This is a genomic window from Shinella sp. WSC3-e, assembly GCF_945994535.1.
GTDB classification, from domain to species: Bacteria; Pseudomonadota; Alphaproteobacteria; order Rhizobiales; family Rhizobiaceae; genus Shinella; species Shinella yambaruensis.
Genome location: NZ_OZ000530.1, coordinates 1,760,429 through 1,785,761, shown reverse-complemented (window position 1 = coordinate 1,785,761; position 25,333 = coordinate 1,760,429). Strand labels below are relative to the sequence as shown.

Below are 25,333 nucleotides of genomic sequence, written 5' to 3'. Positions count from 1 at the left end.
AGATTGGCAAGAGGCGAGGGCAAAGTTCAACCAGCGACGTTTGAAATGGGCGAGACGGCTCTCCGTCCAATCTCCCCCCTTGAGGGGGAGATGCCCGGCAGGGCAGAGGGGGGTGCCACGGAGCAAGCTCATGCCCATCAATCTCGCGGGGCGCCTGGGAACGGTTCCTTTACCCTGTTGCGCGAAAATCCTCTGGAAATGCAGGACGATCGCTTTTCGCGTCCGGTTTCGGGCCTGTCCCGTCCGAATGCGGACAAAAGCGGCCTGCACCATGACCAGACAACAATGTGCGCAACCGGGACCCGCGGGACGCGGGGCAGGGCTGGCGGAAGTGACAATGGGTATTGCGTTTGTTTCTCGTCTGCGCCGACCGCTCGGGCTGTTCCTCGTCCCGGCGATGCTGGCCGCCTGTTCCGGGGGGATGACCCCGCCCGACGACATCGTCGGCGCCATCCGGCCGTCGGAGGAGGTTTCGCAGCGCCCCGCCGCCGATATCGGCGATACGGGTGGGGATCTCGCGGATTACCCGGTCGAGGCTGATACGGCGATGGCCGCGCCTGCACAGAAGAAGCGCCTGCCGATGATCGACAGCGACGAGGCGATGGGCATCACGGAGCCCGTCCAGGCCTCTTCCGGCGTGCTGACCGTGCCGGAAGGCGGCGTCAACATGGATGCGGAGCTCGGTGTCGGGCGCGTCGAAGGGCTGGCGGAGGCGCAGGCGGGCGAGATCGCGGAGGGCAACGCCACCCAGGTCGTCGTCGGCGGCATCGGCTCGGAGACGCCGCAGCAGGTCGGCCAGCCGGCGACGATCCCGATGTCGGAGGCCGGCGTCGAGCTTGGCGAGGCGCCGGACGGCGGCGGCTATCTCCAGGTGCCGGACAAGGCGACGACCCGCCGCCGGCAGGCGAGCGGAGGCGAGCAGGTCGCCTTCCTGCCGCGCCTCAACAACCCGATGCAGATGCCGGAGACCATGGGCGGCATGCCGGCCTCGGAAAAGGCCTGTCGCCAGCGCCTGGCAAAGCTCGGCGTCAAGTTCCGCGACGTGCCGCGCATTTCCCGCGGGCGCTCCTGCGGCATCGCCTGGCCGATCGAGCTGTCCGGCCTTTCCGGCGGCATCCAGATCAAGCCGGCCGCACAGGTCAACTGCCAGATCACCGAGGCCTTCGCGCGCTGGGTGAAGCACGAGCTGGTTCCCTCCAGCCGCGCGCGCTACCTCTCGGGCGTCTCGGCCATCCACCAGATGTCCTCCTATTCCTGCCGCACCATGAACTCGCAGCGCGGCGCCGCCATGTCGGAGCACGCCAAGGGCAACGCCATAGACGTCGGCAAGATCGTGCTGAAGAACGGCAAGGCGATCGCCATCGAGAAGAAGGGCTTCTTCGCCTTCCGCGAGAAGGGACTGCTGAAGTCGGTGCGCAGCGACAGCTGCAAGTACTTCTCCACCGTGCTAGGCCCCGGCAGCGACCGCTATCACAAGGACCACTTCCACTTCGACCTCAGGGTGCGCAAGTCCGGCTACAGGCATTGCAGCCTGTAGCTGCCTGATCCCGGGACAAAAAAAGACCGGCGGGGCCGCCGGTCGAAAAGGGGTGGCAGCGCGTAGGGTGCGGCTGCCTGGAACGTCACATTCCATCACCGGCGCCGGCGCGGACCGGCGAAGATGCAAGGCGGGCTTCCGCGGAGGAAGCGGGCGGATGGGAACCGCCGATCGCTCCCTCAGGGTCGGGAGCAAGGCCGCTGCGCGCAGGGCAATGGAAACGCCTGGAGAGCGGGGTGCAAGGGCGTTCCGGGCGGCCTCGCGTGAGACAATGGTTGAAATGGGTCACGGTTTGATGACAGTGCGGCTTTCGCAAATGCGAAATTCCCGCGAGTCGCCGCCGTCCTGGCGGATCCCCTGGAGCCTGCCATGCCGTCCGTCGCCGATCTTGCCCTCTTCGCGCTCGCGCTCGTCGCGGCGGGTGTCGTGTCCGGCCTGCTCGCCGGCATCTTCGGCATCGGCGGTGGGGCGATCCTCGTGCCGGTCTTCTACCAGGTGTTCGGCTATCTCGACGTGCCGGAGGCGGTGCGCATGCACCTGTCCATCGGCACCTCCATCGCCATCATCGTGCCGACCTCGATCCGCTCCTTCACCGCGCACCGGCTGCGCGGCGCGGTCGACACGGACCTCCTGAAGAGCTGGCTCGTCGCGCTGCCCTTCGGCGCCATCCTCGCCTCGGTCATCGCGGCGGTGATCTCCAGCGTCGGCCTCCGCCTCGTCTTCGTCGCCATCGCGCTGCTGGTCGCGCTGCGCATGCTGTTCAACCGCGATACCTGGCGGGTCGGCAACGAATTGCCGACGGGCATCGGCAACCAGGTGGCGGGCGTCGTCATCGGCACGCTTTCCGGCCTGATGGGCATCGGCGGCGGGGTGCTGAACAACACCTACATGACCTCCTTCGGCCGGCCGATCCACCAGGCGGTGGCGACCTCCTCCGGCGTCGGCGTGCTGATCTCCATCCCCGGCATCGTCGGCTATATCTGGGCCGGCTGGGGCGAACCGGGCCTGCCGCCGTTCTCCACCGGCTTCATCAACTGGGTCGCCGTCGCGCTCATCGTGCCGATCGCGCTCATCGTCACGCCATGGGGCGTGCGGCTGGCGCATTCGATGAGCAAGCGGCAGCTCGAGATCGGCTTCGGCATCTTCCTCATCCTCGTCTCGCTGCGCTTTCTCGCCAGCATCTACGGCTGAGCGACTTTTTTGCGCCCTCAGGGTGAAAATCGGCGAAGGGCACGCCATATAGGGTGTCCTTCCGCATGAAATCCCTCTCTTCGGACCTCCCATGGCGCCCATCGTTTCCATTCGCAATCTCACCAAGAGCTACGCATCGGGGTTCCAGGCGCTCAAGGGCGTCGATCTCGACATCGAGGAGGGCGAGATCCTCGCGCTGCTCGGACCGAACGGTGCCGGCAAGACGACGATGATCTCGATCATCTGCGGCATCGTCACGCCGAGCGGCGGCTCGGTGACGGTGGCCGGCAGCGACATCCTCACCGACTATCGCAAGACCCGCGCGATCATCGGCCTCGTGCCGCAGGAGCTGACGCTCGACGCCTTCGAGACGGTGTGGAACACGGTCGCCTTCTCGCGCGGCCTGCACGGCTGTCCGCCGAACCCGGCGCTGATCGAGCGCATCCTGCGCGACCTCTCGCTCTACGACAAGAAGGACACGATGCTGCGCCACCTTTCCGGCGGCATGCGGCGGCGCGTGCTGATCGCCAAGGCGCTGTCCTACGAGCCGAAGGTGCTGTTCCTCGACGAGCCGACGGCGGGCGTCGACGTTTCGCTGCGCAAGGACATGTGGCAGCTCGTCGAGCGCCTGCGCGCCTCCGGCGTCACCATCATCCTGACGACGCACTATATCGAGGAGGCCGAGGAGATCGCCGACCGGATCGGCGTCATCAACCACGGGCAGATCCTGCTGGTCGAGGACAAGAAGGCGCTGATGGCGAAGCTCGGCCGCAAGCAGATGACCGTGGAACTGGCCGAGCCGCTCACGGCGGTGCCCGATGCGCTGTCGTCCTATGGGGTGACGCTGGCCGAGGGCGGCGGACAGCTCGTCTACGAGTTCGATGCCTCCGGCGAGCGCACCGGCATTTCCTCGCTCCTTTCCGCGCTGTCGCAGGCGGGGCTTCGGGTCAGGGACATCTCCACCGAGCAGAGTTCGCTGGAAGACATTTTCGTGGAACTGGTGGGAGAGGGCCGATGAACATCGAGGCGATCAAGTCCATCTACGCATTCGAGATGGCGCGCACGCGCCGCACGCTGCTGCAGAGCATCGTGTCGCCCGTCATCACCACCTCGCTCTACTTCATCGTCTTCGGCGCGGCGATCGGCTCGCGCATGCAGGAAATCCAGGGCGTTTCCTACGGTGCCTTCATCGCGCCCGGCCTCATCATGCTGACGCTGCTCAACCAGTGCATCGGCAACGGCTCCTTCGGCATCTACTTCCCGAAGTTCACCGGCACGATCTACGAGATCCTGTCCTCGCCGATCTCGACGCTCGAGATCGTCATCGGCTATGTCGGCGCGGCGGCGACCAAGGGGCTGATCGTCGGCACGATCATCCTCGTCACCGCCTCGCTCTTCGTCGACATCTCGATCAGGCATCCGTTCATGATGGTGCTGTTCTTCGTGCTGACGGCCGTCAGCTTCAGCCTGTTCGGCTTCATGATCGGCATCTGGGCGAAGGACTTCGAGCAGCTCAACCTCTTCCCGATGCTGATCATCCCGCCGCTGGTCTTCCTCGGCGGCAGCTTCTATTCGATCGACATGCTGCCGCCCTTCTGGCAGGCGGTGAGCCACTTCAATCCGGTGCTTTACCTCGTCTCCGGCTTCCGCTGGAGCTTCTACGAGATCGCCGACGTGAGCCCCGTCGTCAGCCTCGTGACGGTGCTCGGCTTCCTGGCGGTGTGCCTGACGATCACGGCCTGGATCTTCAAGACGGGCTACAAGCTGAAGAACTAGTCCTTCAGCCGCAGTTCGTCGCGCGTGATCTCGATCGAGCCGAGCGTTTCGAGGAAGCTCATGCCGAGCAGGCTCTGTTCCAGCCGGCCCTGTTCCGTGACCATGCCGCGGATGGCGCCGCGCAGGATGGGGCCGATCGCGACCTGGCGCAGCGTGACGGGCGCGGCTAGCGCCCGGCCGTTGGCGGTGGAGACGTCGATGGAGAAGACGAGGTTGTCCGGGTTGATGCCGAGGCGCATGGCGTCCTCGTAGGACAGCACGACGGAGCTGGCGCCGGTATCGACCAGCATGCGCAGCGGCGTGCCGTCGATCGTCACGTCGGCCTCGTAATGGCCGGAGACGCCCTTGTGGATGACGAGGATCTGCTCGCCGTCGGCGCCCGTCGTCACCACCGCGCGGCCGGGGATGAGGCCGGCGGTGAGCCGGTTGCCGACCTCCTGCAGGTCGAAGCGGTAGAGGTAGCCGGCGGCGAGCGCGAGCATGATCAGGAGCCAGATGCCGGCCTGGCGTATGCTTTCGCCCCATTGCCGGCGCCCGGCCAGAACACCCGCCGCCATCATCGTGGCAAGCGCCGACAGCGTGACGAGGCGGCCGAAATCGTTGTTGTCCATGCCCATCGTGCGGCCGTTGTCATGGTTGAGGATCAGGGCGCCGAGGCCGACGGCGAGGATGCCGAGAAGGACGTAGAGCCTCATGCTTCGTCGCGCTCCCGGGCCATGCGGGCGCGGCGGGTCTCGCGCCGCGGCTTGCGCTCGACGGTGGCGAGGCGGGCCGGCAGCTCGGCCATGATGGCGCGGCGCTCATCGGACGAATAGAGCGTCCAGGCGCCGATTTCATCGCGCGTGCGGCCGCAACCGAAGCAGTAGCCGGTCACCATGTCGATCGAACAGACGAGGATGCAGGGCGATTCCATCGCGGCTCCCGAAAATTGTCCTTCCTATATCGGCAGGTCAGAGCGCCAAGGCAAGGGCGAAGAGCACTGACATTTCCGCGAGCTGCTGCGTGGCGCCGATCGTATCGCCCGTATGCCCGCCGATCTTGCCGAGGGCGGCGCGGTTGAAGGCGATGACGGCGGCGACGGCGAGGACGAGCGCCAGCCCGAGGGAGAGCACGCCGCCGTGCGGCAAGAGGAGGGCGGCGGCAAGGAGGATGCCGCTTGCAAGCGCGACGGTCGTCGCGCCGCCGTCCGGCTCGCCGACCGAGGCGGCGACGCCGCCCTGCCGGGCGGGCGGCAGCAGCGACCAGTGCCAGACCATGGCGGTGCGGCTGGCCGCGGCGACGGCAAGCAGCGCCATGCCGAGGCCGGACGGGGGGAGGGTGGTGGCAAGGGCGGCGATGGCCGCGGCGCGCAGCCCGAAGGAGAGGATCAGCGCGACGGCGCCATAGGAGCCGATGCGGCTGTCCTTCATGATGGCGAGCGCGCTCTCGCGGTCCCGCCCGCCGCCGATGCCGTCGGCGCTGTCGGAAAGCCCGTCCTCGTGCAGCGCGCCCGTGACGAGGACCTGGGCGGCGAGCGTGGCGAAGGCGATGAGCAGCGGCGGCGCATGGAGGGCCGAGAGGAGGGCGGCAAGGGCGGCGACAGGCAGCACGATCAGGATACCGGCCAGCGGGAAGGCGCGCACGGCGCGCGACAGCCGCCCGTCATGGCCGATGAAGTGGCGCTGCGGCACCGGCACGCGCGAGAGGAAGGCGACCGAGCGGGCGGTGTCGTCGATGTAGTCCTGAATGGCCAAGTGAGTCCCCGTTAATGGAAAGGGGGTGCCGTACGGATGGATCCTCGGGTCAAGCCCGAGGATGACGGAGGAGGGGGGCGGTCGGCGACAAAAGCGATGCCGCGACCGCTGTAAGGCCGCTTCGGACGCTTGTGTGCTCCCGGACCGCTTGCGGACGCCTGGACCGCGCTCACCTCTGCCGCCAGCCTGCCCGTTCCTGCCCATGCCTGCACAAGTCTCCGGACCGTCCTGGCCCTTCCTCTCCTCCGTCATCCTCGGGCTTGACCCGAGGATCCACCCGCACGGCACGCCGCCAGACGTCCCATCCGCAAAACGCGGCGCCGGCCGCCGCAAATGCGGTTGTCGGATTCGCGCCCTGCCTCTATTAGGAGACACCAAACACCCGCCTTTGAAAGCCGAAACTTAAGGAATTCCCCAAGATGAGTGCCAGCGGCCTGCCGTTCGATGATTTTCGTGAATTGCTGCGCAACCTGCCCGGTCCCGATTCGGCCGCGCTGGTGGCGGCGCGCGAACGCGACAGGCAGCTCACCAAGCCGCCGGGCGCGCTCGGCCGGCTGGAGGAGATCGCCTTCTGGCTCGCCGCCTGGACCGGCCGTCCGCCGGCCGTGACGCGCCCGCTGGTCGCCATCTTCGCCGGCAATCACGGCGTCACCCAGCAGGGCATCACGCCCTATCCGTCCTCCGTCACCGCGCAGATGGTGGAGAATTTCGCGGCCGGCGGCGCGGCGATCAACCAGATCTGCGTGACGCACGATCTCGGCCTCAAGGTCTTCGACCTCGCGCTCGACTACCCGACCGCCGACATCACGGAGGAGGCGGCGCTCTCCGAGCGCGACTGCGCCGCCACCATGGCCTTCGGCATGGAGGCCGTCGCCGGCGGCACGGACCTCCTGTGCATCGGCGAGATGGGCATCGGCAACACGACGATCGCCGCGGCGATCAACCTGGCGCTCTATGGCGGCACGGCGGAGGAATGGGTCGGGCCCGGCACCGGCTCGGAAGGCGCGGTGCTGGAGCGCAAGGTGGCGGCGGTGAAGAAGGCCGTCGACTTGCACCGCGCGCATCTTTCCGACCCGCTCGAAGTGCTGCGCCGCCTCGGCGGCCGGGAGATCGCCGCCATGGCCGGCGCGATCCTCGCCGCCCGCATGCAGAAGATCCCCGTCATCCTCGACGGCTATGTGGCGACGGCGGCCGGCGCGATCCTGCGCGCGGCCAATCCGGCGGCGCTCGACCATTGCCTGATCGGCCATGTCTCGGCCGAGCCGGGGCACCTGAAGTCGATCGAGAAGCTCGGCAAGACGCCGCTGCTGGCGCTCGGCATGCGGCTCGGCGAGGGCACCGGCGCGGCGCTTGCCGCCGGCATCGTCAAGGCGGCGGCCGCCTGCCATTCGGGCATGGCGACCTTCGTTCAGGCGGGCGTCAGCAACCGGACGTAACGGGCGGCCGGCAAAAAGCCTCAATGGCAGGATTGAGACCTCGAGGCACGCCCGTCACACGGGCGTGTTTCATGAGAGCGGCGACAACGGGATTGCGGGAATGGGTCAGGCACCAATCGAGAAGAAGACGGGCATCAGCCACCTGTTCGCGGCCGCGACCTATTCGGCGGCCGGCGCGCGGCGGCTGCTCGGTGAATCCGCCTTCCGCCACGAGCTGATCGCCTTCGGCGTCGCCATGGTGCTGTTCACCGTGGTCGGCGCCTCGTTCTTCCAGTACGTTGCCATGGCGATCCTCTTCCTCCTGATGATCGCCTTCGAGGCGCTCAACACGGCGATCGAGGAGATCGTCGACCGCGTCTCGCCGGAAATCTCGGAGATGGGCAAGCACTCGAAGGACCTCGGCTCCTTCGCCGTCTTCTGCCTGATCACCGCCAATGCCGTCTATGCCGGCTATGTGGTGGTGTCGCAGTTCATCTGAGCGGTTTCGGGCAGGCTCAAGGCTCCCCGGGTCGAGCCCGAGGATGACGAAAGAAGATAGGGGTGGCTGTCCATGACGGCGCTTCCCCATGCCGCACCGGTTCCATGATCGCACAGCCTATCGTCCCCGCTGTCATCCTCGGGCTCGACCCGAGGATCTGCGAGCCGCATCGCTGCGATCGTCTCAGGCAAAACTCTTCTTGCGCGGGGCGACGGCCTGGGTCTCGGTGACGGCGGGCAGGCTCTGCAGCACGCGCTTGGCCGGCAGGATGGCGATGGCCTCGGTGCCCTCGCGCAGCCTGGATTTCAGGATGAACTCGCCATTGTGCTTGGCGAGGATCGCCTGGACGATCGGCAGGCCGAGGCCGGTGCCCTGTTCGGCGCTCTTGATGGCGATGGAGCCCTGGCCGAAGGCGGAGAGCACGACGGGGATCTCCTCCTCCGGGATGCCGGGGCCGTTGTCCTTGATCGAGATGTACTGGCCGCCGCCGGCAGTCCAGCCCGCCTTGACGAGGATCTCGCCGCCCTGGGGCGTGAACTTCACGGCATTCGATAAGAGGTTCAGGATGACCTGGCGCAGGGCCTTCTCGTCCGCCCAGACGGCCGGCATGTCGCCTTCGACCTGCTCGGAAATGGTGATGTTCTTCGCCCGGGCGCGCAGCTGCACCATGCCGATGCAGTCCTCGGCGATATCGACGAGATGCACGCTGTCCTCCGACAGGTCGTATTTGCCGGCCTCGATGCGCGAGAGGTCGAGGATCTCGTTGATGAGGTTGAGCAGGTGCTGGCCGGAGCGGTGGATGTCGGAGGTGTATTCCTTGTAGACCGGGTTGCTGAGCGGCCCGAGCACCTCGGTCGACATGACCTCGGAGAAGCCGAGGATGGCGTTCAGCGGCGTGCGCAGCTCATGCGACATGGAGGCGAGGAAGCGGGATTTGGCAAGGTTCGCCTCTTCGGCGCGCCGGCGCGCCTCGTCCGACATGGACTTGGCCACTTCCAGCTCGGCGATCAGGTCGTCCTTCTCCGATTGCGAGGAAAGCAGCTGCGCGCTGGTGTGGCGCAGGCGGTTCGTCATGAAGATGAGGAAGATCAGCGCGGCGGAGATGATCGCCGCCATGCCGAAGGTCGCGGGGTCGGGGCGCAGCAGGGCCGAGACGGAGAGCGCGACGACCGTCGGCAGGAAGGCATAGAGCACCGCATGGCGCAGCATCAAGGTGCTGATGGCGGTGACGGCCAGCGCCACGAGCAGGGCCGAGCCCTTGTAGAAATCGAAGGTGACCTCGCCGCACGGGCCGCAGGTCTGCAGGGAGAAGGCGGCCCAGGTGAGGCCCATGGCGACCTGGGCGGCGAGGAAGACGCGCTGCCAGCGGCGGGTGTTGTCGGCGGTGATCTCCTGCGCGCGCGCCCTGCGGGCGACGATCATGCCGAGCGCATGCACGCTGAGGGCCAGGATCCCCCAGGCGACGAGGCCGACTTCCTGCGTGAGGTAGACGCCGACGGCGGCGATCAGCATGACCACGACGGGAATGGCGAGCGCGCTCTGGGCGGCGGAGGCGACGTGCAGCTGCAGCATCTCGCGCTCGAAGCCGGGCGCGATGCCCGTGGCGGTCTGCAGGCGTTCCCGGGTCGCGCGGACGGTGCGCGAAACAGCCTTGTTTCTATGGCTGCGCGACTTGTCGACGATGATCTTGTCGGTCGATGTACTGACGCCGGTACTCATCACGATTGCAACTGTTGCGGACGGCGTTGAATTCTAGGGGGGAATCCTTAAGAAGATGCTGCCGCGCATAAACCATTTGCGAACCATTCCGGCATTTTCCGGAACAGCCCGCCGGCAGCGCGCCACCATCGTGACGTAACGGCATGACGCCGGGGTATTTGCGCCTTTCTCCGAATCGCGAAAACACCCTATCTCTTTCATTTTACGCGGTTCCGGAGGCTGGCTGCCCGCGCGCGCCTTTGCCGGAACCGCCCTTCGCGAGGAACGGAATTCCATGGGGCTTACCAGGCGGGCGCGCGATGTCGGCGTGGCGATGGCGATCCTGGCGCTGACGGCGCTGATCGTGGTGCGCGTCGGCGGCGGTGGCGGCGAGACCTTCACCGGCGCGGCGCGGGCGGCGGACGGCGACACGCTGACGCTCGACGGCCACCGCATCCGGCTCGTCGGCATGGACTCGCCCGAGCTGACGCAGACCTGCCGGCGCGACGGCGCGGACTGGCGCTGCGGCGCCGCCGCGCGCTCGCGCCTTGCCGAGCTGCTGCGCGAAGGACCGATCACCTGCCGGACGCAGGGCACGGACAAATACGACCGCTGGCTGGCGCGCTGCGAGAACACGGCGGGCGATCTCGGCGCGCGCATGGTGCGCGAGGGGCTCGCGGTCGCCTATGGCAGCTATGAGGACGAGGAGCAGTTCGCGCGGGCGGAGCGCAAGGGCCTGTGGGGGGCGGAATTCGACATGCCGCAGCAATGGCGCAGGACGAACGGCCGGCCGCAGGAAGATGTGCACGATGCGGAGCCGGGCATCCTCGACGGGATTCTGCGCGTTTTCGGGCTTTAGGCATTCCAACCTTTTGTTTCGCCGCGCTTCCGGGCGCAAAACCGCTTCGCACCTTTGCGGGAATTGCTTTAGAACGGACGCATGATGGACGATGCGGAACCCGACGGCGCGATTGCCGCCCTTGGCGCGGCGATTACGGCCTGTCGGCTCTGTCGCGACGCGCCGGCGAAGGGGCCCCGGGACCGGCTGCCGCACGAGCCGCGGCCCGTCGCTGTCCTCTCCGATGCCGCGCGCATCCTGATCGCCGGCCAGGCGCCGGGGCTGCGGGTGCATGAAAGCGGCCTGCCGTTCAACGACGCGTCCGGCGACCGGCTGCGCGACTGGCTCGGCGTGACGCGCGAAGAATTCTACGATCCGCGGAAATTCGCCATCGTGCCGATGGGCCTCTGTTTCCCGGGCTACGACGCCCATGGCAGCGACCTGCCGCCGCGGCGCGAATGCGCGCCGCTCTGGCGCGCCCGGGCGATCGCCGCCATGCCGCAGATCGACCTGGTGCTGGCGATCGGCCAATATGCCCAGGCCTGGCATCTGGGGGCGGCGAAGGCCGCCAGCATGACGGAGACGGTGCGCGACTGGCGCCGGCACCTCCATCGCAACGCGGGGCCGGCCGTGCTGCCGCTGCCGCATCCGAGCTGGCGCAACACCGGCTGGCTGAAGCGCAATGCGTGGTTCGAGGCGGAGGTTCTGCCCGAGTTGCGAAAGCGGGTGAAAACCCTTACGGAATGAAATGCAATTCTTTCAATTTGCTGCAATCGCGGTATATGAGGGAATTAAATTTCGTAGGGGAAGTCAATGGACCGTCTGGACCGCAAAATCCTGCGCCTCTTGCAGGAAGATTCCACGCTCGCCGTGGCCGATCTCGCCAAGAAGGTGGGGCTCTCGACCACGCCCTGCTGGCGGCGCATCCAGAAGATGGAAGAGGACGGCGTGATCCGCAAGCGCGTCGCGCTGCTCGATCCGGTCAAGATCAACACCAAGGTCACGGTCTTCGTGTCGATCCGCACCAACGCCCATTCCACGGAATGGCTGAAGCGCTTTTCCGAGGTGATCGTCGAATTCCCCGAAGTGGTGGAATTCTACCGCATGAGCGGCGAGGTGGATTACCTGCTGCGCGTCGTCGTGCCCGATATCGCCGCCTATGACGCCTTCTACAAGCGCATGATCGCCCGTATCGAGATCCGCGACGTCTCCTCGGCCTTCGCGATGGAGCAGATCAAGTACACGACCGAGCTGCCGCTCGACTACATGGTCGTGGACAACCAGAAGAGCGGCGAGGAATAGGCGCTTTGCGCCGCTGCGGCCGGGCTTTCAGGAATCCGGCCGCTTGAAGGTCACGACCACCGTCTTCCAGGCGCCATAGGGCGCAAGCTTCGCCAGCCCGGCAAAGGGCGCGCAGCGCACGACCGCGCGCACCGTGCTGGCGGCGAAGGTTTTTGTCGCGGCATCGCCGCCGACCGGGCCGTCGATTGCCGGAGAGCCGTCGAGTTCGCCCGCTTCCGTCAGGGAGAATTTCACCCGGACCGCCTGCACATGGTCCGGCAGGTCCGCGGGCAGCAGCCAGCACGCGGCGATCTTGCCGTGCAGGGCGGCGGCGAGCGCCTGCCGGCCCGCGTCGTCCGCCAGCGCCGGGGCGGCAAGCGCGGCCCCGGCGGTCAGGGCGAGGAGGGCGCGGCGGAGCGCCACGTCATTTCCCCTGAAGGCGCGCGAGCAGCGAGGACGTGTCCCAGCGGTTGCCGCCCATGTCCTGCACGTCGCCGTAGAACTGGTCGATCAGCGCTGTGACGGGCAGTTTCGCGCCGTTGAGGCGGGCTTCCGAAAGCACGATGCCGAGGTCCTTGCGCATCCAGTCGATGGCGAAGCCGAAGTCGTACTTGCCGGCGATCATCGTCTTGTGGCGGTTGTCCATCTGCCAGGAGCCGGCCGCGCCCTTGGAGATGACCTCGATGACCGCCTCCATGTCGAGCCCCGCCTTCATGCCGAAATGGATGCCCTCGGCGAGCCCCTGCACGACGCCGGCGACGCAGATCTGGTTGACCATCTTGGCAAGCTGGCCGGCCCCCGCCGGACCCATCAGGCCGACCATGCGGGCATAGGCGCCGATGACCGGCCGCGCCTTGTCGAACGTGTCCTTCTCGCCGCCGCACATGACCGTCAGGACGCCGTTTTCCGCGCCGGCCTGGCCGCCGGAGACGGGCGCGTCGACGAAGGCGAAGCCCTTTTCGCGGGCCGCGGCGTCGAGCTCGCGCGCGACTTCGGCGGAGGCGGTGGTGTTGTCGATGAGGATGGCACCGGGCTTCATGCCGTCGAAGACGCCGCCCTCGGCGATGGTGACGGAGCGCAGGTCGTCGTCATTGCCGACGCAGGTGAAGACGAAATCGGCACCCTCGGCGGCTTCCGCCGGGGTACGGAAGGCCTTGCCGCCGAATTCGGCGGCCCATTTCTCCGCCTTGGCGAAGGTGCGGTTGTAGACCGCGACCTCATGGCCGCCCTTGACCTTGAGGTGCCCCGCCATGGGATAGCCCATGACGCCGAGACCGATGAATGCAACCTTTGCCATGCTGTAACCTCCTGCAATCCTTGGCAGGAGGTGTAGCGGATCAACGGTTTTTGGGAAAGTGCTTCTCGTCGGATGCGGTGGGTGCGCCGGTGGATCCTCGGGTCGAGCCCGAGGATGACGGAGGGAGGGTGATGCTGCTCGGGCTCGACCCGAGGATCGGTCGTCATCCGCAAACGGCCGCGTCAGCCGCGGTATTTCGCCAGCACGAGATGGCCGGGGATGGGCTCGCCTTCTTCGAGGCGCACCGTGATGTCGGTGATCTCGACGATGTCGAAGCCGGTCTCCTCTAAGCGCTGGCGGACATAGGCGGCGGCATGGGCAAAACGCTGGTGCGGGCCGACCATGAAGGGGCGGCCGGCGAAGGTCTCGTCGGGCAGGGTCTCGGAGGAGAAGATGAAATGGCCGCCGGGCACGAGGTTTTCGGCCGCGCCGAAGAACAGCGGTTCGAGCGCGCCGAGATAGGGCAGCACGTCCGTCGCGGTGATGAGGTCGAAGGGCTCGTCGTCGTTGTCGTCGAGGAAATCGACGGCCTCGGCGACATAGAGCGTCTCGTAGAGATCCTTGTCGTGCGCGATCTCGACCATGTTCTCCGAGAGGTCGATGCCGGTGATGTCCTCCGCCATGTCGCGCAGCGCGCCGCCGGTCAGCCCCGTGCCGCAGCCGAGGTCGAGCACGCGCTTGAACGGACCCATCCCCAGCGCCTGGAAGCGCTGGCGCACGGTGAGCGGCACGCAATAACCGAGCTGGTCGACGAGCACGTTGTCGAAGACCTCGGCATGCTGGTCGAAGAGCGTGGTGACATAGGCGTCGGGCGCCTTTTCCGGCGTATCGCCGCGGCCCATCGCGGCAAGGCGTACGGCGGCGCCGCCATGGTCTTCCGGATCGAGCGCCAGAACCTCGGCATAGGCCTTGGCGGCGGCATCGAAATCGCCGGATTTTTCCAGCGAAAGGGCGCGGTTGTAGGCTTCCGCGAGCGCGTCTTCGTCGATCTTCTTCATGGAGGCGTCTCTTACGGCCCGGGCAGGGCTTTGGCAATGGCGCCTTTCGGGCGCAAATAGGCATTTATCAATTGCTGAAAGAGGCGCATGATCTTCTTCCCAAAACCAAAAAGACCATTGGGAGGAATGACATGCCCGCCGATACGCCCCCTTTCCCGCTCTCCACCGAAACGAAACGGACCGGCAGTCCGGCGCTGCCCGCAACGCCGATGGAGACGATCAACACGATGGTGCACTACTATCGCGGCGAGCTCGGGCGCATGGCCGGCTGGCGCGACCGCATCGACCGCACCTCGAACTGGGCGATCACGGTGGTGGCGGCGCTGTTGTCGGTCTCGCTCTCGACGCCGACCTCCCACCATGGCGTGCTGCTCTTCGCGATGCTGCTGGTCTCGCTGCTCCTGATGATCGAGGCGCGGCGCTACCGGTTCTTCGACGTCTACCGGGCGCGGGTGCGCCAGCTCGAGCGCTTCTATTTCGCCGAGATCCTTAATCCGCGCGCCGCGCTGGACCTCGACTGGGCCGCGCCGATCGCCAAGAGCCTGCGCAAGCCGGAATTCCTGATCAGCTACCGCGATGCGGCCTGCCGGCGGCTGCGGCGCAACTACTGTTGGCTCTACCTCATCCTGCTGCTCGCCTGGGCGCTGAAGATCTCGTCCTCGATGATGCAGCGGCCGGCGACGGCGGGCAAGGACATGACGCTCGCCTTCGAGCACGTGGTCGCCAATGCGGCGCTCGGGCCGGTGCCCGGCGGCGTGGTGATCGCCCTCGTGCTGCTGTTCTATGTCGCCATCCTCTACTTCTCGCTCAAGGTGGACATGTCCGACAGCGAGCTGGCGCACGGGTCCGTGCACGTCTGATCATGGCTGCGCCTCAGTTGAGAATGAACTCGCCCTTCAGCGCACGCCATTCCGTCGCCGAGATCAGCCGGCGGTGGACGTAGCGCACCGAGTGCAACGGCCCGTCCAGCTTCTCCTGCCAGAATTTCAGGAAGCTCTTCATCTCCGGGAACTCCGGGGCGAGATCGTAGTGCTGCCAGATATAGGTCTGCAGGAGCTGCGGATGATCCGGCATGCGGTAGAGGATCTGGGCCGTGGTCATGCCGTAGCCCTTGAGCTGCATTGCCATGTCGTTCGTCATAGCGACCTCATCGCGTGATGAATGATGGTCCCTATGATTGAGCGCCTGCAGGGTTAATGAAAGGTTTAAATTTGGCCCAAGGCGGGAATATTTCTTTGAAATCAGCGTGTTGGCAGCACTCGTGCGCGAGTGCTGCCAGGTGTTTCAGCGCTTCAGGTGGCGCGTCAGGCGCAGTTCCAGCCAGGCCCAGAGGTTGCGCAGCAGCTCCACCATGAGGAGATAGAGCAGCGCGGCCCAGAGATAGGCCTGGTAGTCGAAGGTGCGCGAGAAGGCGCGGCGGGTCTCGCCCATCAGGTCGAAGACCGTGACGATGGCGACGATGGCCGAGCCCTTGATCATCAGGATGATCTCGTTGCCATAGGGGCGCAGCGCGACGATGAGCGCCTGCGGCAGGACGACCTTGAAGAAGGCGACCTTCTTGGGCAGGCCGAGCGCGGCGGCGCCCTCGTGCTGGCCGCGCGGCACGCTCTCGATGGCGCCGCGCAGGATTTCGGCCTGGTAGGCGGCGGTGTTGAGCGTGAAGGTCAGGAGCGCGCAGTTCCAGGCGTCGCGGAAGAACCACCACAGGCCCCAGGCCTTCAATTCGGCGGAGAAGCTGCCGAGGCCGTAATAGACGAGGAAGAGCTGCGTCAGCAGCGGGGTGCCGCGGAAGAAGTAGACATAGCCGTAGGCGAGCCACGAGAAGACCGGGTTCTTCGACATGCGCGCGAAGGCGAGCGGCAGAGAGATGAGGCCGCCGAGCACGACGGAGAGGCCGACGAGCAGCAGCGTCACGCCGAGGCCGGAGAGGTAGCTCGGCCCGTAACGGGTGAACTTTTCCGGATCCCAGCCGCCGACGATCATCAGGAAGACGCCGACGGTGAGCGCCAGCCAGACGCCCATGAAGATGTTGCCGAAGAAGCGGCCGGCGGTGAAGGGCTTTGGCGGGGCTTCCGGCGGGGCCTGCGGCGGAATGAGGGTGGTGACGACGCTCATCGGGCGACCTCCGAACGTTTTGCCCAGCCTTCGATCGCCGAGAAGACCAGCGAGGAGAGGAAGGCGAGGACGAGGAAGAGCAGGCAGGCGATGGCGTAGAACTGGAAGGCTTCCTTCGTGACGCGCGCGGCGACGCCGGTCTGGCGCAGGATATCCGGCAGGCCGATGACCGAGACGAGCGCGGTGTCCTTCAGGAGCGCCATCCAGAGATTGCCGAGGCCGGGCAGGGCGACGCGGATGAGCTGCGGCAGCACGATGAGGCGCATGGTGCGGCCATGGTGCAGGCCGAGCGCGTAGCCCGCCTCGTACTGGCCGCGCGGAATGGCCTTGAAGGCCGACAGCAGCACTTCCGAGCAATAGGCGGAGAAGACGACGCCGAGCGCGATCATGCCGGCGAAGAAGGCGTTGATCTCGACCGCGCCGCCATAGCCGAGCGCGGCCGCCAGGTTCTGCACGAGGATCTGCAGGCCGTAATAGACGATGAAGAGCGTCAGGAGCTCCGGCAGGCCGCGGAACAGCGTCGTGTAGATGTTGGCCGACAGCCGCAGCGACTTTTCCTCCGACTGCTTGGCCAGCGCGATGAAGAAGCCGATGACGAGGCCGACGGGCAGGGTGGCGATGGCAAGGCTCGCCGTCACCAGGAAGCCGAAGGCGATCTCGTCGCCCCATCCGGCATTGCCGCAGGCGAGCAGCGTGTCGCCCGCAAAAAGGTTGAAGATGCCGACCGGTCCGCAGAGGGGATCGATGATCCCGAGAAATGCGGATACCGCCTCGACGATGGCGGCGAAGAACCCGCTCATGCCAGAAGAACCCCCGATGCGCCTTGCGCTTGTTGTCCGGCTGCCTGATGCATCCGTCTTTTCTTATCTGCACGTTCTCAAACAAAAGGAGCGGGAGAGCAAGCCCTCCCGCCCGTGCATTCTGGTGATGGGTTCAGAAAAAACCCGCATGACAGGGATGCGCCGCGGATCAGTCGCCGTAGACGTCGAACGGGAAGTACTTGGCGTTGATTTCCTGGTACTTGCCGCTGGCGCGGATCGCCGCGATCGCCGCGGTGAACTTGTCGGCCAGCGCCGTTTCGCCCTTGCGCACCGCGATGCCGGCGCCTTCGCCGTTGATGACCGGGTCGACCGGCAGCGTGCCGAGCAGCTTGCAGCAGGCGCCGTCGTCGGTCTTCAGCCATTCGGAGAGCACCACCACGTCGTCGATGACGGCGTCGATGCGGCCGTTGGCGATGTCGAGCTTGTACTCGTCGGCCGTCGGATACAGCTTGACCTCGGCATCCTTCATATGCGCTTCGGCATAGTTGGAGTGGGTCGTCGAGCCCTGCGCGCCGAGCGCCTTGCCGGCAAGGGCTTCCGGGGTGGCTTCCGTGATCTCGCTATCCTTCGGCACGACGATGGCCGGCGGCGTGTTGTAGTACTTCTTGGAGAAGTCGACCTTCTCCTTGCGCTCGGCGGTGATCGACATGGAGGCGATGATCGCGTCGAACTTCTTGGCGATGAGCGCCGGAATGATGCCGTCCCAGTCCTGCGTGACGAAGGTGCACTCGGCCTTCATCTCCTCGCACAGCGCCTTGGCGATGTCGATGTCGAAGCCGGTCAGCGTGCCGTCGGATTCGAGATTGTTGAAGGGCGGGTAGGCGCCTTCCGTGCCGATCACGATCTTCTCGCCTTCAGCCATCGCGGAGGACGCGAAGAGGGCGATGACCGCAGCCGAGGCTGCGAGCGTGAAACGTTTGGAAATACGCATGTTGATCCTCTCTGTTGAAGGCGCTCGGGTTTTTCTTGTTGTCCGGGCCTTGAAGTGAAGCGGGCAAGGGTTGCCCGCTTGGCGCCGATAATCGACCGGTTTTCGCCCAAAAATCAACTGGATTCGCGCCGTCTTTCCGCCCGGTTTCCCCGACAATTTCGCAAGCCCCCTCTGGCCGGACGGCGGGCGCGGCCTATCTCGCGTCTCACCGCGCGCCGTTCAGGCGGGGTTAAGGCGGCGATGGCTAGGCCTTTGAAGACTGTGACGGGCACGTAAACGGCCGGAAGCGCCGGGCGGCCCTCTCCAGAGAGCAAGACGGGACACCGTGAGGATAAAACGATGACTTTCCGCTCCAGACTTTTCGCAACCGTGGCGCTGCCGGTCCTGTCGACCGCGCTGATCGCGACGCCGGCACTGGCCGATGCCCTGATGAAGCCGTTCGAGGTTGCCCAGGAAAGCACCGGCGAAGGCCAGCCGAGCGAAGAGGAGCTGCTGCTCCAGCAGCAGCAACAACAGCAGCAGGACGAGGCGCAGCGCGCCGCCGAGGAAGAGCAGCAACGCCAGGCCGAGGAACAGAAGGCCGCCGAAGAGGCGGAACGCGCCGCCGCCGAACAGAAGGCCGCGGACGAGGACGCCCAGCGCGCGGCGGCGGACGAGGAGCAACGCCGGGCGGAGGAGCAGAAGGCGGCTGAAGACGCCGAGAAGGCCGCAGCCGAAGAGAAGGCGGCCGAAGAGGAAGCCCAACGCGCGGCCGCGGAAGAAGAGCAGCGCCAGGCCGAAGGGCAGAAGGCGGCCGAAGAGGCGGAGAAGGCCGCGGCCGAAGAGAAGGCTGCCGAGGACGAGGCCCGGCGCACCGCCGAGGAAGAACAGCAGCGGCAGGCGGACGACGGCAAGGCCGCCGAAGAGCAGAAGGCGCAGGACGAGCAGAAGCCGGCCGGGGAGGAGCAGGCCGAACAGCCCGCGCAGCAGGACGGCGGCACCTCCGAAACGACGGCCGGCGACCAGCCGATGACCGGGGAGAGCGACCAGCCGACGAGCAGTGAAAGCGGCCAGCCGGCGACCGATGAAAGCGACCAGGCGACGACCGGGGAAAGCGACCAGCCGATGACGGGCGAGGGGGAACAGCCGGCGGTCGCCGGCGAGCAAAGCCCGGCCGAAACCGGCACGGACCAGCCCGCCACGGCCGGGACCGGCGAGACGCCCGCGGCCGAGCCGGTGCCGGAGGTCGTCGAGACGATGACCGAGGAGGAGAAGCAGGAAATCGCCGAGGATCCGGCCACGACCGACGAGACGGTGGTGCTGCCGGTGGAGAACGGGGCCGCCGTGCTCGACAGCGACAAGGACGCCGACAATGCCGGCGGCCAGGCCAGCCGCGAAGAGCGCCGCAAGAAGCGCGAGGAATTGCGCGCGCAGGAGGAGGACGTGCCGGTTCCCGACACCGACGATGCCGCCCAGGCGACGATTTCCGAGGAGGTGCGCGAGGCCGTGCCCGGCAGGATCGAGGCCGCGATCAAGGAAGAAGGCAAGCGCGTGAAGGAGGCGCCCGACTTCGCGGTGCCGGAGACGACCAACATCATCAACACCACCGTGATCAACAACACGGTCATCAACAACAACACCGTCAACAACACGACGATCGACAACAGCGTCACCGAGGTGAATGTCGTCGAGCGCTTCGAGAACCGCACGGTGCTGGAGGCCGGAGACCGGCTGATCGTGCGCGGCGACGACCGCCCGCGCCTGCGCCGTGATTCGGAAGAGGTCTATTACGACAACCTTGCCCGCGGGCGCGTGCGCGAGACGATCGTGCGTCCCGGCGGCGTCCAGATCGTGACGATCTACAACCGCTACGGCGACATCATCCAGCGCTCGCGCGTCGGCCGTGACGGACGGGAATACATCCTCGTCTATGCACCGGAGCTGCAGGGCGACGCCCCGCGTCCGGGCCTCATCGACGTCGGCTACGAGCTGCCGCCGATGCGCCTGCGCATTCCCGTCAGCGACTACATCATCGACACGTCGAGCAATCCGGACCGGGATTATTACGACTTCCTCGCGGAGCCGCCGGTCGAGCGCGTCGAGCGGGTCTATACGATCGACGAGGTGAAGCATTCCGCGCGCCTGCGCGACAAGGTGCGCCGCATCGACCTCGACACGATCACCTTCGCCACCGGCAGCGCCGACGTGCCGATGTCGCAGGCCCGCACGCTGCGCTCCGTCGCCGAGGCCATGCAGAAGGTGCTGGACAAGGATCCGGGCGAGACCTTCCTGATCGAGGGCCATACGGATGCCGTGGGGTCCGACAAGTCCAACCTGGTCCTCTCCGACGAGCGGGCCGAATCGGTCGCGAGCCTCCTGACGGACGTCTACGGCATTCCGCCGGAAAACCTGCAGACGCAGGGTTATGGCGAGCGCTTCCTGAAGGTGAAGACGCAGATTGCCGAGCAGCAGAACCGCCGCGTCACCATCCGCCGCGTCACGACGCTGGTGCGCCCCATGGCGCGGGCGAACTGATCGCATCTTCATGCGTTTAGGTGAGGGCCGCCGGCAGCCGCCGGCGGCCCTCACGCATTCAGCGCAGATTCATCTCACATGAATTAGCGTCTGATAACGAAGGCGGGCGACTTGCGCGGAAACACAAATTCGCCCCAAACCCTGATGCAATAGCGTCGAACGCTGGCAAACGAGGAAACGCCAATGCTTAAGAGAACAAGACTTCTGGCAACGGTGGCCCTGCCCATCGCTTCGCTGTCGTTTATCTGGCAGCCGGTCGAGGCCGCCATGATGCGGCCCGTGCTGCCGCTGGCCGGTCCGGCGCGTGTCGTTCCGGTGCAGGCCGAGGAAGGGCAGTTCGGCGACGACCTGCTCATTCCCAAGCGCCGCAACCGCGAGGACCAGGGCAACGGCAACGAGGGCCGGCAGGAGCGCAAGCGCAACCGCGAGGATGACGGTGGCGGCAAGAACAACCGCGAAGCCAAGGAACAGCTGGACCGCGCCCGCCAGGAGCGCCGCGAGCGCAAGCGCGATGAACAGCGCCAGCAGGACGACCAGCAGAAGGCGCGCGAGGAACGCCGCCAGCGCCAGCGTGACGCCGAGCGCGACCAGCAGCGCCAGGAGGAGAACCAGCAGCGCAACCGCGAGGAACGCCGCAAGAAGCAGCGTGACGCCGAGCGGGAGGAGCAGCGCCGGCAGGACGACCAGCAGAAGACGCGCGAGGAGCGCCGCCAGCGCCAGCGCGATGCGGAGCGCGACCAGCAGCGCCAGGAAGAGAACCAGCAGCGCGCCCGTGAGGAACGCCGCAAGCAGCAGCGCGACGCCGAGCGGGAGGAACAGCGCCGGCAGGACGACCAGCAGAAGGCGCGCGAGGAACGCCGCCAGCGCCAGCGTGATGCCGAACGCGACGAGCAGCGCCAGGGCGAGGAGCGGCAGCGCAACCGCGAGGAGCGCCAGCGCGAGGCCGAACGGGAGCGCAAGCGCCCGGACGAGACGGCGGGGCGTCCTCGCCGCGAGCGCGACAAGGAGCGCGAGCGCATCGCCCGCGACCCGTCGCGCACGACCGGGACGATCGAGCTGCCGTTCATCGACGGTGCCGCGGTTCTCGACAGCGACAAGGACTGGGACAACCGCCGCGACCGCTCGCGCGAGGAACTGCGCCGCGAACGCGAGGAGAAGCGCCGCGACGTGCGCGTGCGCGTTCCCGAATCCGACCGCGATGCGCAGGTCGGCTGGGAAGGGCGTGACCGCGTCCGCTACGAGCCGGGCGACCGGGAGCGGGGCGAGCGCCGCGACCGCCGGCCGCGCTACGAGGACCGCGACGGCTGGCGCGTCCAGCGCGAGGTCGACGACCGCTTCGTGATCAATTTCGGCGACCGCATCATCGTGCGTTCCGACGACGGCCGCCGCCTGTCGCGCCGCGCCACGGAGACCTATTACGAGGATCTGCCGAACGGCCGCGTGCGCGAGGTCATCGAGCGGCCGAACGGTGACCGCGTCGTCACCATCCGCAACCGCTACGGCGAAATCATCCAGCGCTCGCGCATCGACCGCCGCGGCCGGGAATATGTGATGTTCTACGCGCCGGAAATCGACCGCGACAGCCGGCCGACCTTCGTCGATCCCGGCGAGCGGCTGCCGCCGATGCGCCTGACCATCCCGGTCGATGAATATATCGTCGACACGTCCGCGGAAGACAGCATCGACTATCGCGACTTCCTGGGACGACCCCCGGTCGAGCCGGTCGAGCGTGTCTATTCGCTCGACGAGGTGAAGTATTCGGCCCGTATCCGCGACAAGGTGCGCCGTATCGACCTCGACACGATCACCTTCGCCACGGGCTCGGCGGAGATCTCGATGAACCAGGCCTCGACGCTGCGCAGGGTGGCCGAGGCGATGAACGAGATCCTCGACAAGGATCCCGGCGAGACCTTCCTGATCGAGGGCCATACGGATGCGGTCGGCTCGGACGAATCGAACCTCGTGCTCTCCGACGAGCGCGCCGAGGCCGTCGCCAACGTCCTGACCGACGTCTACGAGATCCCGCCGGAGAACCTCGCCACGCAGGGGTACGGCGAGCGCTTCCTGAAGATCGACACGGACGCCGCCGAACAGCTCAACCGCCGCGTCACCATCCGCCGCGTCACCCCGCTGGTGAAGCCGGTGGCGATGGCCGAGTGATCGGCCGGCCCTGACGAACGCAAGGCCGCGGGGTTTGCCCGCGGCCTTTTTCGTTGCGGCTCAGTTTTCCGGTTTCTGCAACCCCGTCACCGCCACGACGAAGTCGGCGATCGTTACCGTGTCGTCGAGGTCGAAGACGGGCAGGGTCGTGTCCAGGACGGGGTGGTCGGCGGCGATGGCGGCGATGTGGGGATCTTCGGGGGCGAGCGGCGTGCGGTTGGCGGCCTCCAGCCGCCGCGCCTCGATCTTGGGGATCGGCTCGCGCTTGTAGCCTTCGATGAGCACGAGGTCGCAGGGCGCGAGGCGCGCGAGGATTTCCCCGAAGCTCGGCTCCGGGGCGCCGCGCAGCTCGTGCATGATGGCGTAGCGCGTGCCGGAGACGATGGTGACCTCGTGCGCGCCGGCTTGGCGGTGGCGGTAACTGTCGGCGCCGACCTTGTCGATGTCGAAGTCGTGATGGGCGTGCTTGATGGTGGAGACGCGGTAGCCGCGCGAGACGAGCTCGCTCACCAGGCGCACGGCAAGGCCCGTCTTGCCGGAATTCTTCCATCCGGCAATGCCGAAGATCTTCGGTCGTGTCATCGTTCCAGCACCCAGAGCCAGTTTTCCGCCTCGTCGAGATCGTCCGGCGTGTTGATGTTGAAGAAGGGGTCGAACTCGCCGCGCGGGGTCTCGATCAGCGGGAAGGTGATTTCCCGGGCCTGGTGGCGCTCGAGATAGCTGCGCACGCGCAGTGCCCCGCCGCCGGCCAGCCATTCGGCAAGGTCCGCGGCGAGCGTGACGGGCCAGAGGGCGAAGACCGGGTGAAGGCCGCTGACCGAGCGCGCGACCGCCATGCGCTCCGGCGTGTCGACGACGCGCGACAGGCGGGCGACGAGATCGGTCGGGAAGAAGGGGCTGTCCGTCGGCACGGTGGCGACGTGGCTCGCCTCGGGGTGGTGGCGCCTGGCATAGTCGAGGGCGGCGAGCACGCCGCCGAGCGGGCCGGCGCGGGCGGCATCGAGATCGGCGAAGACCGGTAGCTCCTCGCCGCGCTCGAAGAGCACCGGGCCGTTGGCATTGACGGCAATGGCCGAGACCTGCGGCTTGAGGCGCCGGGCCGCGCGGTCGATGAGGGCGGCGCCGCCGAGGCGGATGCGCGCCTTGTCCTGTCCCATGCGGGAAGACAGGCCGCCGGCAAGGATCACGCCCACTATCGCATGCGCCGCTGTCATCTCGCTCCCGCCGTCCGTTTCGCCTTTCCGGTCTAGTCGGTGCGGCTGCGGGCCGCAACCCTGTCAGGGGGATTCGGGCTTGGACTCCTGCGCCACGGCCTCCGCCACCTGGCGGCGGTTCTCGCGCGAGAAGGTGTAGAGGCCGGAGGCGACGATGATCATGACGCCGACGGTCATCCAGAAGTCCGGCACTTCGCCGAAGAACAGGAAACCGATGGCGATCGCCCAGATGAGGCTCGTATAGCGGAAGGGCGCGATGAAGGAGATCTCGCCGGTGCGCATGGCGATGACGATGGTCTGGTAGCCGACGAGCAGCAGCACGCTGGCGGCGGCGAGACGGACGAAGGCCTCGCCGGAGACCGGCTGCCAGCCCCCCATCGGCACGATCATCACGGCGCCGGTGACGGTGATCGACACCGCCGTGATGACGCTGATGAACAGCGAGGGCACGGCGCGGTCGATCCGGCGGGTACAGAGGTCCCGCGCGGCAGCGCCGACGACCGAGGCGATGACGTAGACCGCCGCGAGCGAAAAGCCCTCCGGGCCGGGGCGGATGACGATGAGCACGCCGGCAAAGCCGGCGATGATGGCCAGCCACCGCCGCCAGCCGACCTTCTCGTTGAGAAAGAGCGCCGCGCCGAGCGTGACGGCGAGCGGCAGGGCCTGGAGGATCGAGGCCGTGTTGGCGAGCGGCATGGCGCCGAGCGCCGAGACATAGGCGAGCGAGGCGATGATCTCGGCGGTCATGCGCAGGGCGACGGCCGGCTGCAGCACGATCCGCCAGGAACCGAGCGCCCCCATCCAGCGCGCGATGGCGACGACGAGCACCGTCGTCATCAGGCCGCGCACGAAGAGGATCTGGCCGGTGTTCATGGCGCCGGTGACGGACTTGACGAGCGCGTCGTTGCAGGTGAAGCCGGCCATAGCGATGGCCATGAACAGGGCGCCCTTGGCGTTGGCGGTGGGGGTCATGCAGGTGATTCCAGGCGTGTCTTCGTTCTTCTTAGGCGGATTGTCCGCCGCATTCCACCACCATGGAGGGTGGAACAAACGGGGTGATTGCCGCACGAAGCGGCGACTGGATGAAAATTGGGCAGAAAGTATGATGATTCCGGCGCAACAGCTTGAATTTCTGCCGCTTTGCCGAAGGAATTCATTAAGCTTCCCCACCTATCGTTGCGTCATCCCAATGAGCGATCGCATGATGCGACGGGTGGGGGCGGGCCGCCTGATGCAAGATCGGCCGAAGCCCCGGTATCGGATGCCGGCCGCGCTCGCGCTGCGAGCCCGAGCGGCCGCTTCGGCTTTGAGGAAC

26 protein-coding genes are annotated in these 25,333 nt (G+C 67.0%); 12 read left to right on the top strand and 14 right to left on the bottom strand.

What is annotated here, in order from left to right:
• The first annotated feature begins 343 nt into the window (after positions 1-343).
• The 4 genes from AABF56_RS09000 to AABF56_RS08985 all read left to right on the top strand — a co-directional run bounded on the left by AABF56_RS09000 (position 344) and on the right by AABF56_RS08985 (position 4,504).
• Positions 344-1,537, top strand: coding sequence for an extensin-like domain-containing protein (locus tag AABF56_RS09000; protein ID WP_272807475.1), 1,194 nt, complete (start codon positions 344-346; stop codon positions 1,535-1,537).
• A gap of 369 nt (positions 1,538-1,906) precedes the next feature.
• Positions 1,907-2,728, top strand: a complete 822-nt coding sequence (locus tag AABF56_RS08995) for a sulfite exporter TauE/SafE family protein (protein ID WP_272805660.1) — start codon at positions 1,907-1,909, stop codon at positions 2,726-2,728.
• A gap of 91 nt (positions 2,729-2,819) precedes the next feature.
• Positions 2,820-3,746, top strand: a complete 927-nt coding sequence (locus tag AABF56_RS08990; protein WP_244769606.1) for an ABC transporter ATP-binding protein — start codon at positions 2,820-2,822, stop codon at positions 3,744-3,746.
• Positions 3,743-4,504, top strand: a complete 762-nt coding sequence (locus AABF56_RS08985) for an ABC transporter permease (RefSeq protein WP_244769607.1) — start codon at positions 3,743-3,745, stop codon at positions 4,502-4,504. The genes AABF56_RS08990 and AABF56_RS08985 overlap by 4 nt, the downstream gene beginning before the upstream one ends.
• Here AABF56_RS08985 and AABF56_RS08980 read toward each other — a convergent pair.
• Genes AABF56_RS08980 through AABF56_RS08970 form a run of 3 tightly spaced genes read right to left on the bottom strand, consistent with a single transcriptional unit; the run spans position 4,501 to position 6,237 of the window.
• Positions 4,501-5,199: a retropepsin-like aspartic protease family protein gene (locus tag AABF56_RS08980; protein WP_244769608.1), complete on the bottom strand. Its 699-nt coding sequence runs from the start codon at positions 5,197-5,199 to the stop codon at positions 4,501-4,503. The two genes, AABF56_RS08985 and AABF56_RS08980, sit on opposite strands and share 4 nt — an antisense overlap.
• Positions 5,196-5,417, bottom strand: coding sequence for a DUF1289 domain-containing protein (locus AABF56_RS08975; protein WP_244769609.1), 222 nt, complete (start codon positions 5,415-5,417; stop codon positions 5,196-5,198). The genes AABF56_RS08980 and AABF56_RS08975 overlap by 4 nt, the downstream gene beginning before the upstream one ends.
• A 37-nt stretch (positions 5,418-5,454) precedes the next feature.
• The gene (locus tag AABF56_RS08970) at positions 5,455-6,237 is read right to left on the bottom strand and encodes an adenosylcobinamide-GDP ribazoletransferase (RefSeq protein ID WP_272805659.1); all 783 of its coding nucleotides are present in this window, start codon (positions 6,235-6,237) and stop codon (positions 5,455-5,457) included.
• 419 nt (positions 6,238-6,656) lie between these two features.
• On the opposite strand from AABF56_RS08970, the gene cobT reads away from it, so the two are divergent.
• Both cobT and AABF56_RS08960 read left to right on the top strand, forming a co-directional pair.
• Positions 6,657-7,673 carry a nicotinate-nucleotide--dimethylbenzimidazole phosphoribosyltransferase gene (gene cobT / locus AABF56_RS08965; RefSeq protein ID WP_244769611.1) on the top strand — a complete coding sequence of 339 codons (1,017 nt, stop codon included), beginning with the start codon at positions 6,657-6,659 and terminating at the stop codon, positions 7,671-7,673.
• Between the two features lie 100 nt (positions 7,674-7,773).
• On the top strand, positions 7,774-8,151 hold the full coding sequence (locus AABF56_RS08960; protein WP_244769612.1) for a diacylglycerol kinase: 378 nt from the start codon (positions 7,774-7,776) through the stop codon (positions 8,149-8,151).
• A 183-nt stretch (positions 8,152-8,334) separates the two neighbouring features.
• On the opposite strand, the gene AABF56_RS08955 is transcribed toward AABF56_RS08960, so the two are convergent.
• Positions 8,335-9,870 carry a sensor histidine kinase gene (locus tag AABF56_RS08955; protein ID WP_244769613.1) on the bottom strand — a complete coding sequence of 512 codons (1,536 nt, stop codon included), beginning with the start codon at positions 9,868-9,870 and terminating at the stop codon, positions 8,335-8,337.
• A gap of 274 nt (positions 9,871-10,144) precedes the next feature.
• On the opposite strand from AABF56_RS08955, the gene AABF56_RS08950 reads away from it, so the two are divergent.
• From AABF56_RS08950 to AABF56_RS08940, 3 genes are all read left to right on the top strand, one after another.
• Entirely contained in the window at positions 10,145-10,708 is a 564-nt protein-coding gene (locus AABF56_RS08950) for a thermonuclease family protein (RefSeq protein ID WP_272805658.1), read from the top strand.
• 81 nt (positions 10,709-10,789) lie between these two features.
• Entirely contained in the window at positions 10,790-11,434 is a 645-nt protein-coding gene (locus AABF56_RS08945) for a uracil-DNA glycosylase family protein (RefSeq protein ID WP_272805657.1), read from the top strand.
• A gap of 66 nt (positions 11,435-11,500) precedes the next feature.
• A complete protein-coding gene (locus AABF56_RS08940) occupies positions 11,501-11,989 on the top strand; it encodes an Lrp/AsnC family transcriptional regulator (RefSeq protein ID WP_064329937.1) in 489 nt (162 codons plus the stop codon).
• Positions 11,990-12,016: 27 nt separating this feature from the next.
• Here the strand turns inward: AABF56_RS08940 and AABF56_RS08935 are convergent, their stop codons facing one another.
• From AABF56_RS08935 to AABF56_RS08925, 3 genes are all read right to left on the bottom strand, one after another.
• Positions 12,017-12,391, bottom strand: coding sequence for a hypothetical protein (locus AABF56_RS08935; RefSeq protein WP_272805656.1), 375 nt, complete (start codon positions 12,389-12,391; stop codon positions 12,017-12,019).
• 1 nt (position 12,392) lies between these two features.
• Entirely contained in the window at positions 12,393-13,283 is an 891-nt protein-coding gene (locus AABF56_RS08930; protein WP_272807474.1) for an NAD(P)-dependent oxidoreductase, read from the bottom strand.
• A 164-nt stretch (positions 13,284-13,447) separates the two neighbouring features.
• Positions 13,448-14,263, bottom strand: a complete 816-nt coding sequence (locus AABF56_RS08925; RefSeq protein WP_272805655.1) for a class I SAM-dependent DNA methyltransferase — start codon at positions 14,261-14,263, stop codon at positions 13,448-13,450.
• Between the two features lie 131 nt (positions 14,264-14,394).
• On the opposite strand from AABF56_RS08925, the gene AABF56_RS08920 reads away from it, so the two are divergent.
• Entirely contained in the window at positions 14,395-15,123 is a 729-nt protein-coding gene (locus AABF56_RS08920; RefSeq protein ID WP_398431444.1) for a DUF2270 domain-containing protein, read from the top strand.
• A 13-nt stretch (positions 15,124-15,136) separates the two neighbouring features.
• On the opposite strand, the gene AABF56_RS08915 is transcribed toward AABF56_RS08920, so the two are convergent.
• The 4 genes from AABF56_RS08915 to AABF56_RS08900 all read right to left on the bottom strand — a co-directional run bounded on the left by AABF56_RS08915 (position 15,137) and on the right by AABF56_RS08900 (position 18,130).
• On the bottom strand, positions 15,137-15,403 hold the full coding sequence (locus AABF56_RS08915) for an usg protein (protein WP_244769619.1): 267 nt from the start codon (positions 15,401-15,403) through the stop codon (positions 15,137-15,139).
• Between the two features lie 144 nt (positions 15,404-15,547).
• Positions 15,548-16,378 (bottom strand): ABC transporter permease, encoded by an 831-nt coding sequence (locus tag AABF56_RS08910; RefSeq protein ID WP_272805654.1) that lies wholly within the window; start codon positions 16,376-16,378, stop codon positions 15,548-15,550.
• Positions 16,375-17,178 carry an ABC transporter permease gene (locus AABF56_RS08905; protein ID WP_244769621.1) on the bottom strand — a complete coding sequence of 268 codons (804 nt, stop codon included), beginning with the start codon at positions 17,176-17,178 and terminating at the stop codon, positions 16,375-16,377. The genes AABF56_RS08910 and AABF56_RS08905 overlap by 4 nt, the downstream gene beginning before the upstream one ends.
• Before the next feature lie 169 nt (positions 17,179-17,347).
• Positions 17,348-18,130, bottom strand: coding sequence for an ABC transporter substrate-binding protein (locus AABF56_RS08900; RefSeq protein WP_272805653.1), 783 nt, complete (start codon positions 18,128-18,130; stop codon positions 17,348-17,350).
• Between the two features lie 339 nt (positions 18,131-18,469).
• Here AABF56_RS08900 and AABF56_RS08895 point away from each other — a divergent pair, with 339 nt between their 5' ends.
• Together AABF56_RS08895 and AABF56_RS08890 are read left to right on the top strand one after the other, a co-directional pair.
• A complete protein-coding gene (locus tag AABF56_RS08895) occupies positions 18,470-20,644 on the top strand; it encodes an OmpA family protein (protein ID WP_272805652.1) in 2,175 nt (724 codons plus the stop codon).
• 183 nt (positions 20,645-20,827) lie between these two features.
• The gene (locus tag AABF56_RS08890; RefSeq protein WP_272805651.1) at positions 20,828-22,804 is read left to right on the top strand and encodes an OmpA family protein; all 1,977 of its coding nucleotides are present in this window, start codon (positions 20,828-20,830) and stop codon (positions 22,802-22,804) included.
• A gap of 60 nt (positions 22,805-22,864) precedes the next feature.
• Here the strand turns inward: AABF56_RS08890 and mobB are convergent, their stop codons facing one another.
• From mobB to AABF56_RS08875, 3 genes are all read right to left on the bottom strand, one after another.
• Positions 22,865-23,386 (bottom strand): molybdopterin-guanine dinucleotide biosynthesis protein B, encoded by a 522-nt coding sequence (gene mobB, locus AABF56_RS08885; RefSeq protein WP_272805650.1) that lies wholly within the window; start codon positions 23,384-23,386, stop codon positions 22,865-22,867.
• Complete coding sequence (gene mobA / locus AABF56_RS08880; protein WP_244769626.1) at positions 23,383-24,018, bottom strand: molybdenum cofactor guanylyltransferase MobA; 636 nt, start codon at positions 24,016-24,018, stop codon at positions 23,383-23,385. The genes mobB and mobA overlap by 4 nt, the downstream gene beginning before the upstream one ends.
• Before the next feature lie 63 nt (positions 24,019-24,081).
• Positions 24,082-24,990: a DMT family transporter gene (locus AABF56_RS08875; protein ID WP_272805649.1), complete on the bottom strand. Its 909-nt coding sequence runs from the start codon at positions 24,988-24,990 to the stop codon at positions 24,082-24,084.
• Positions 24,991-25,333 lie beyond the last annotated feature (343 nt).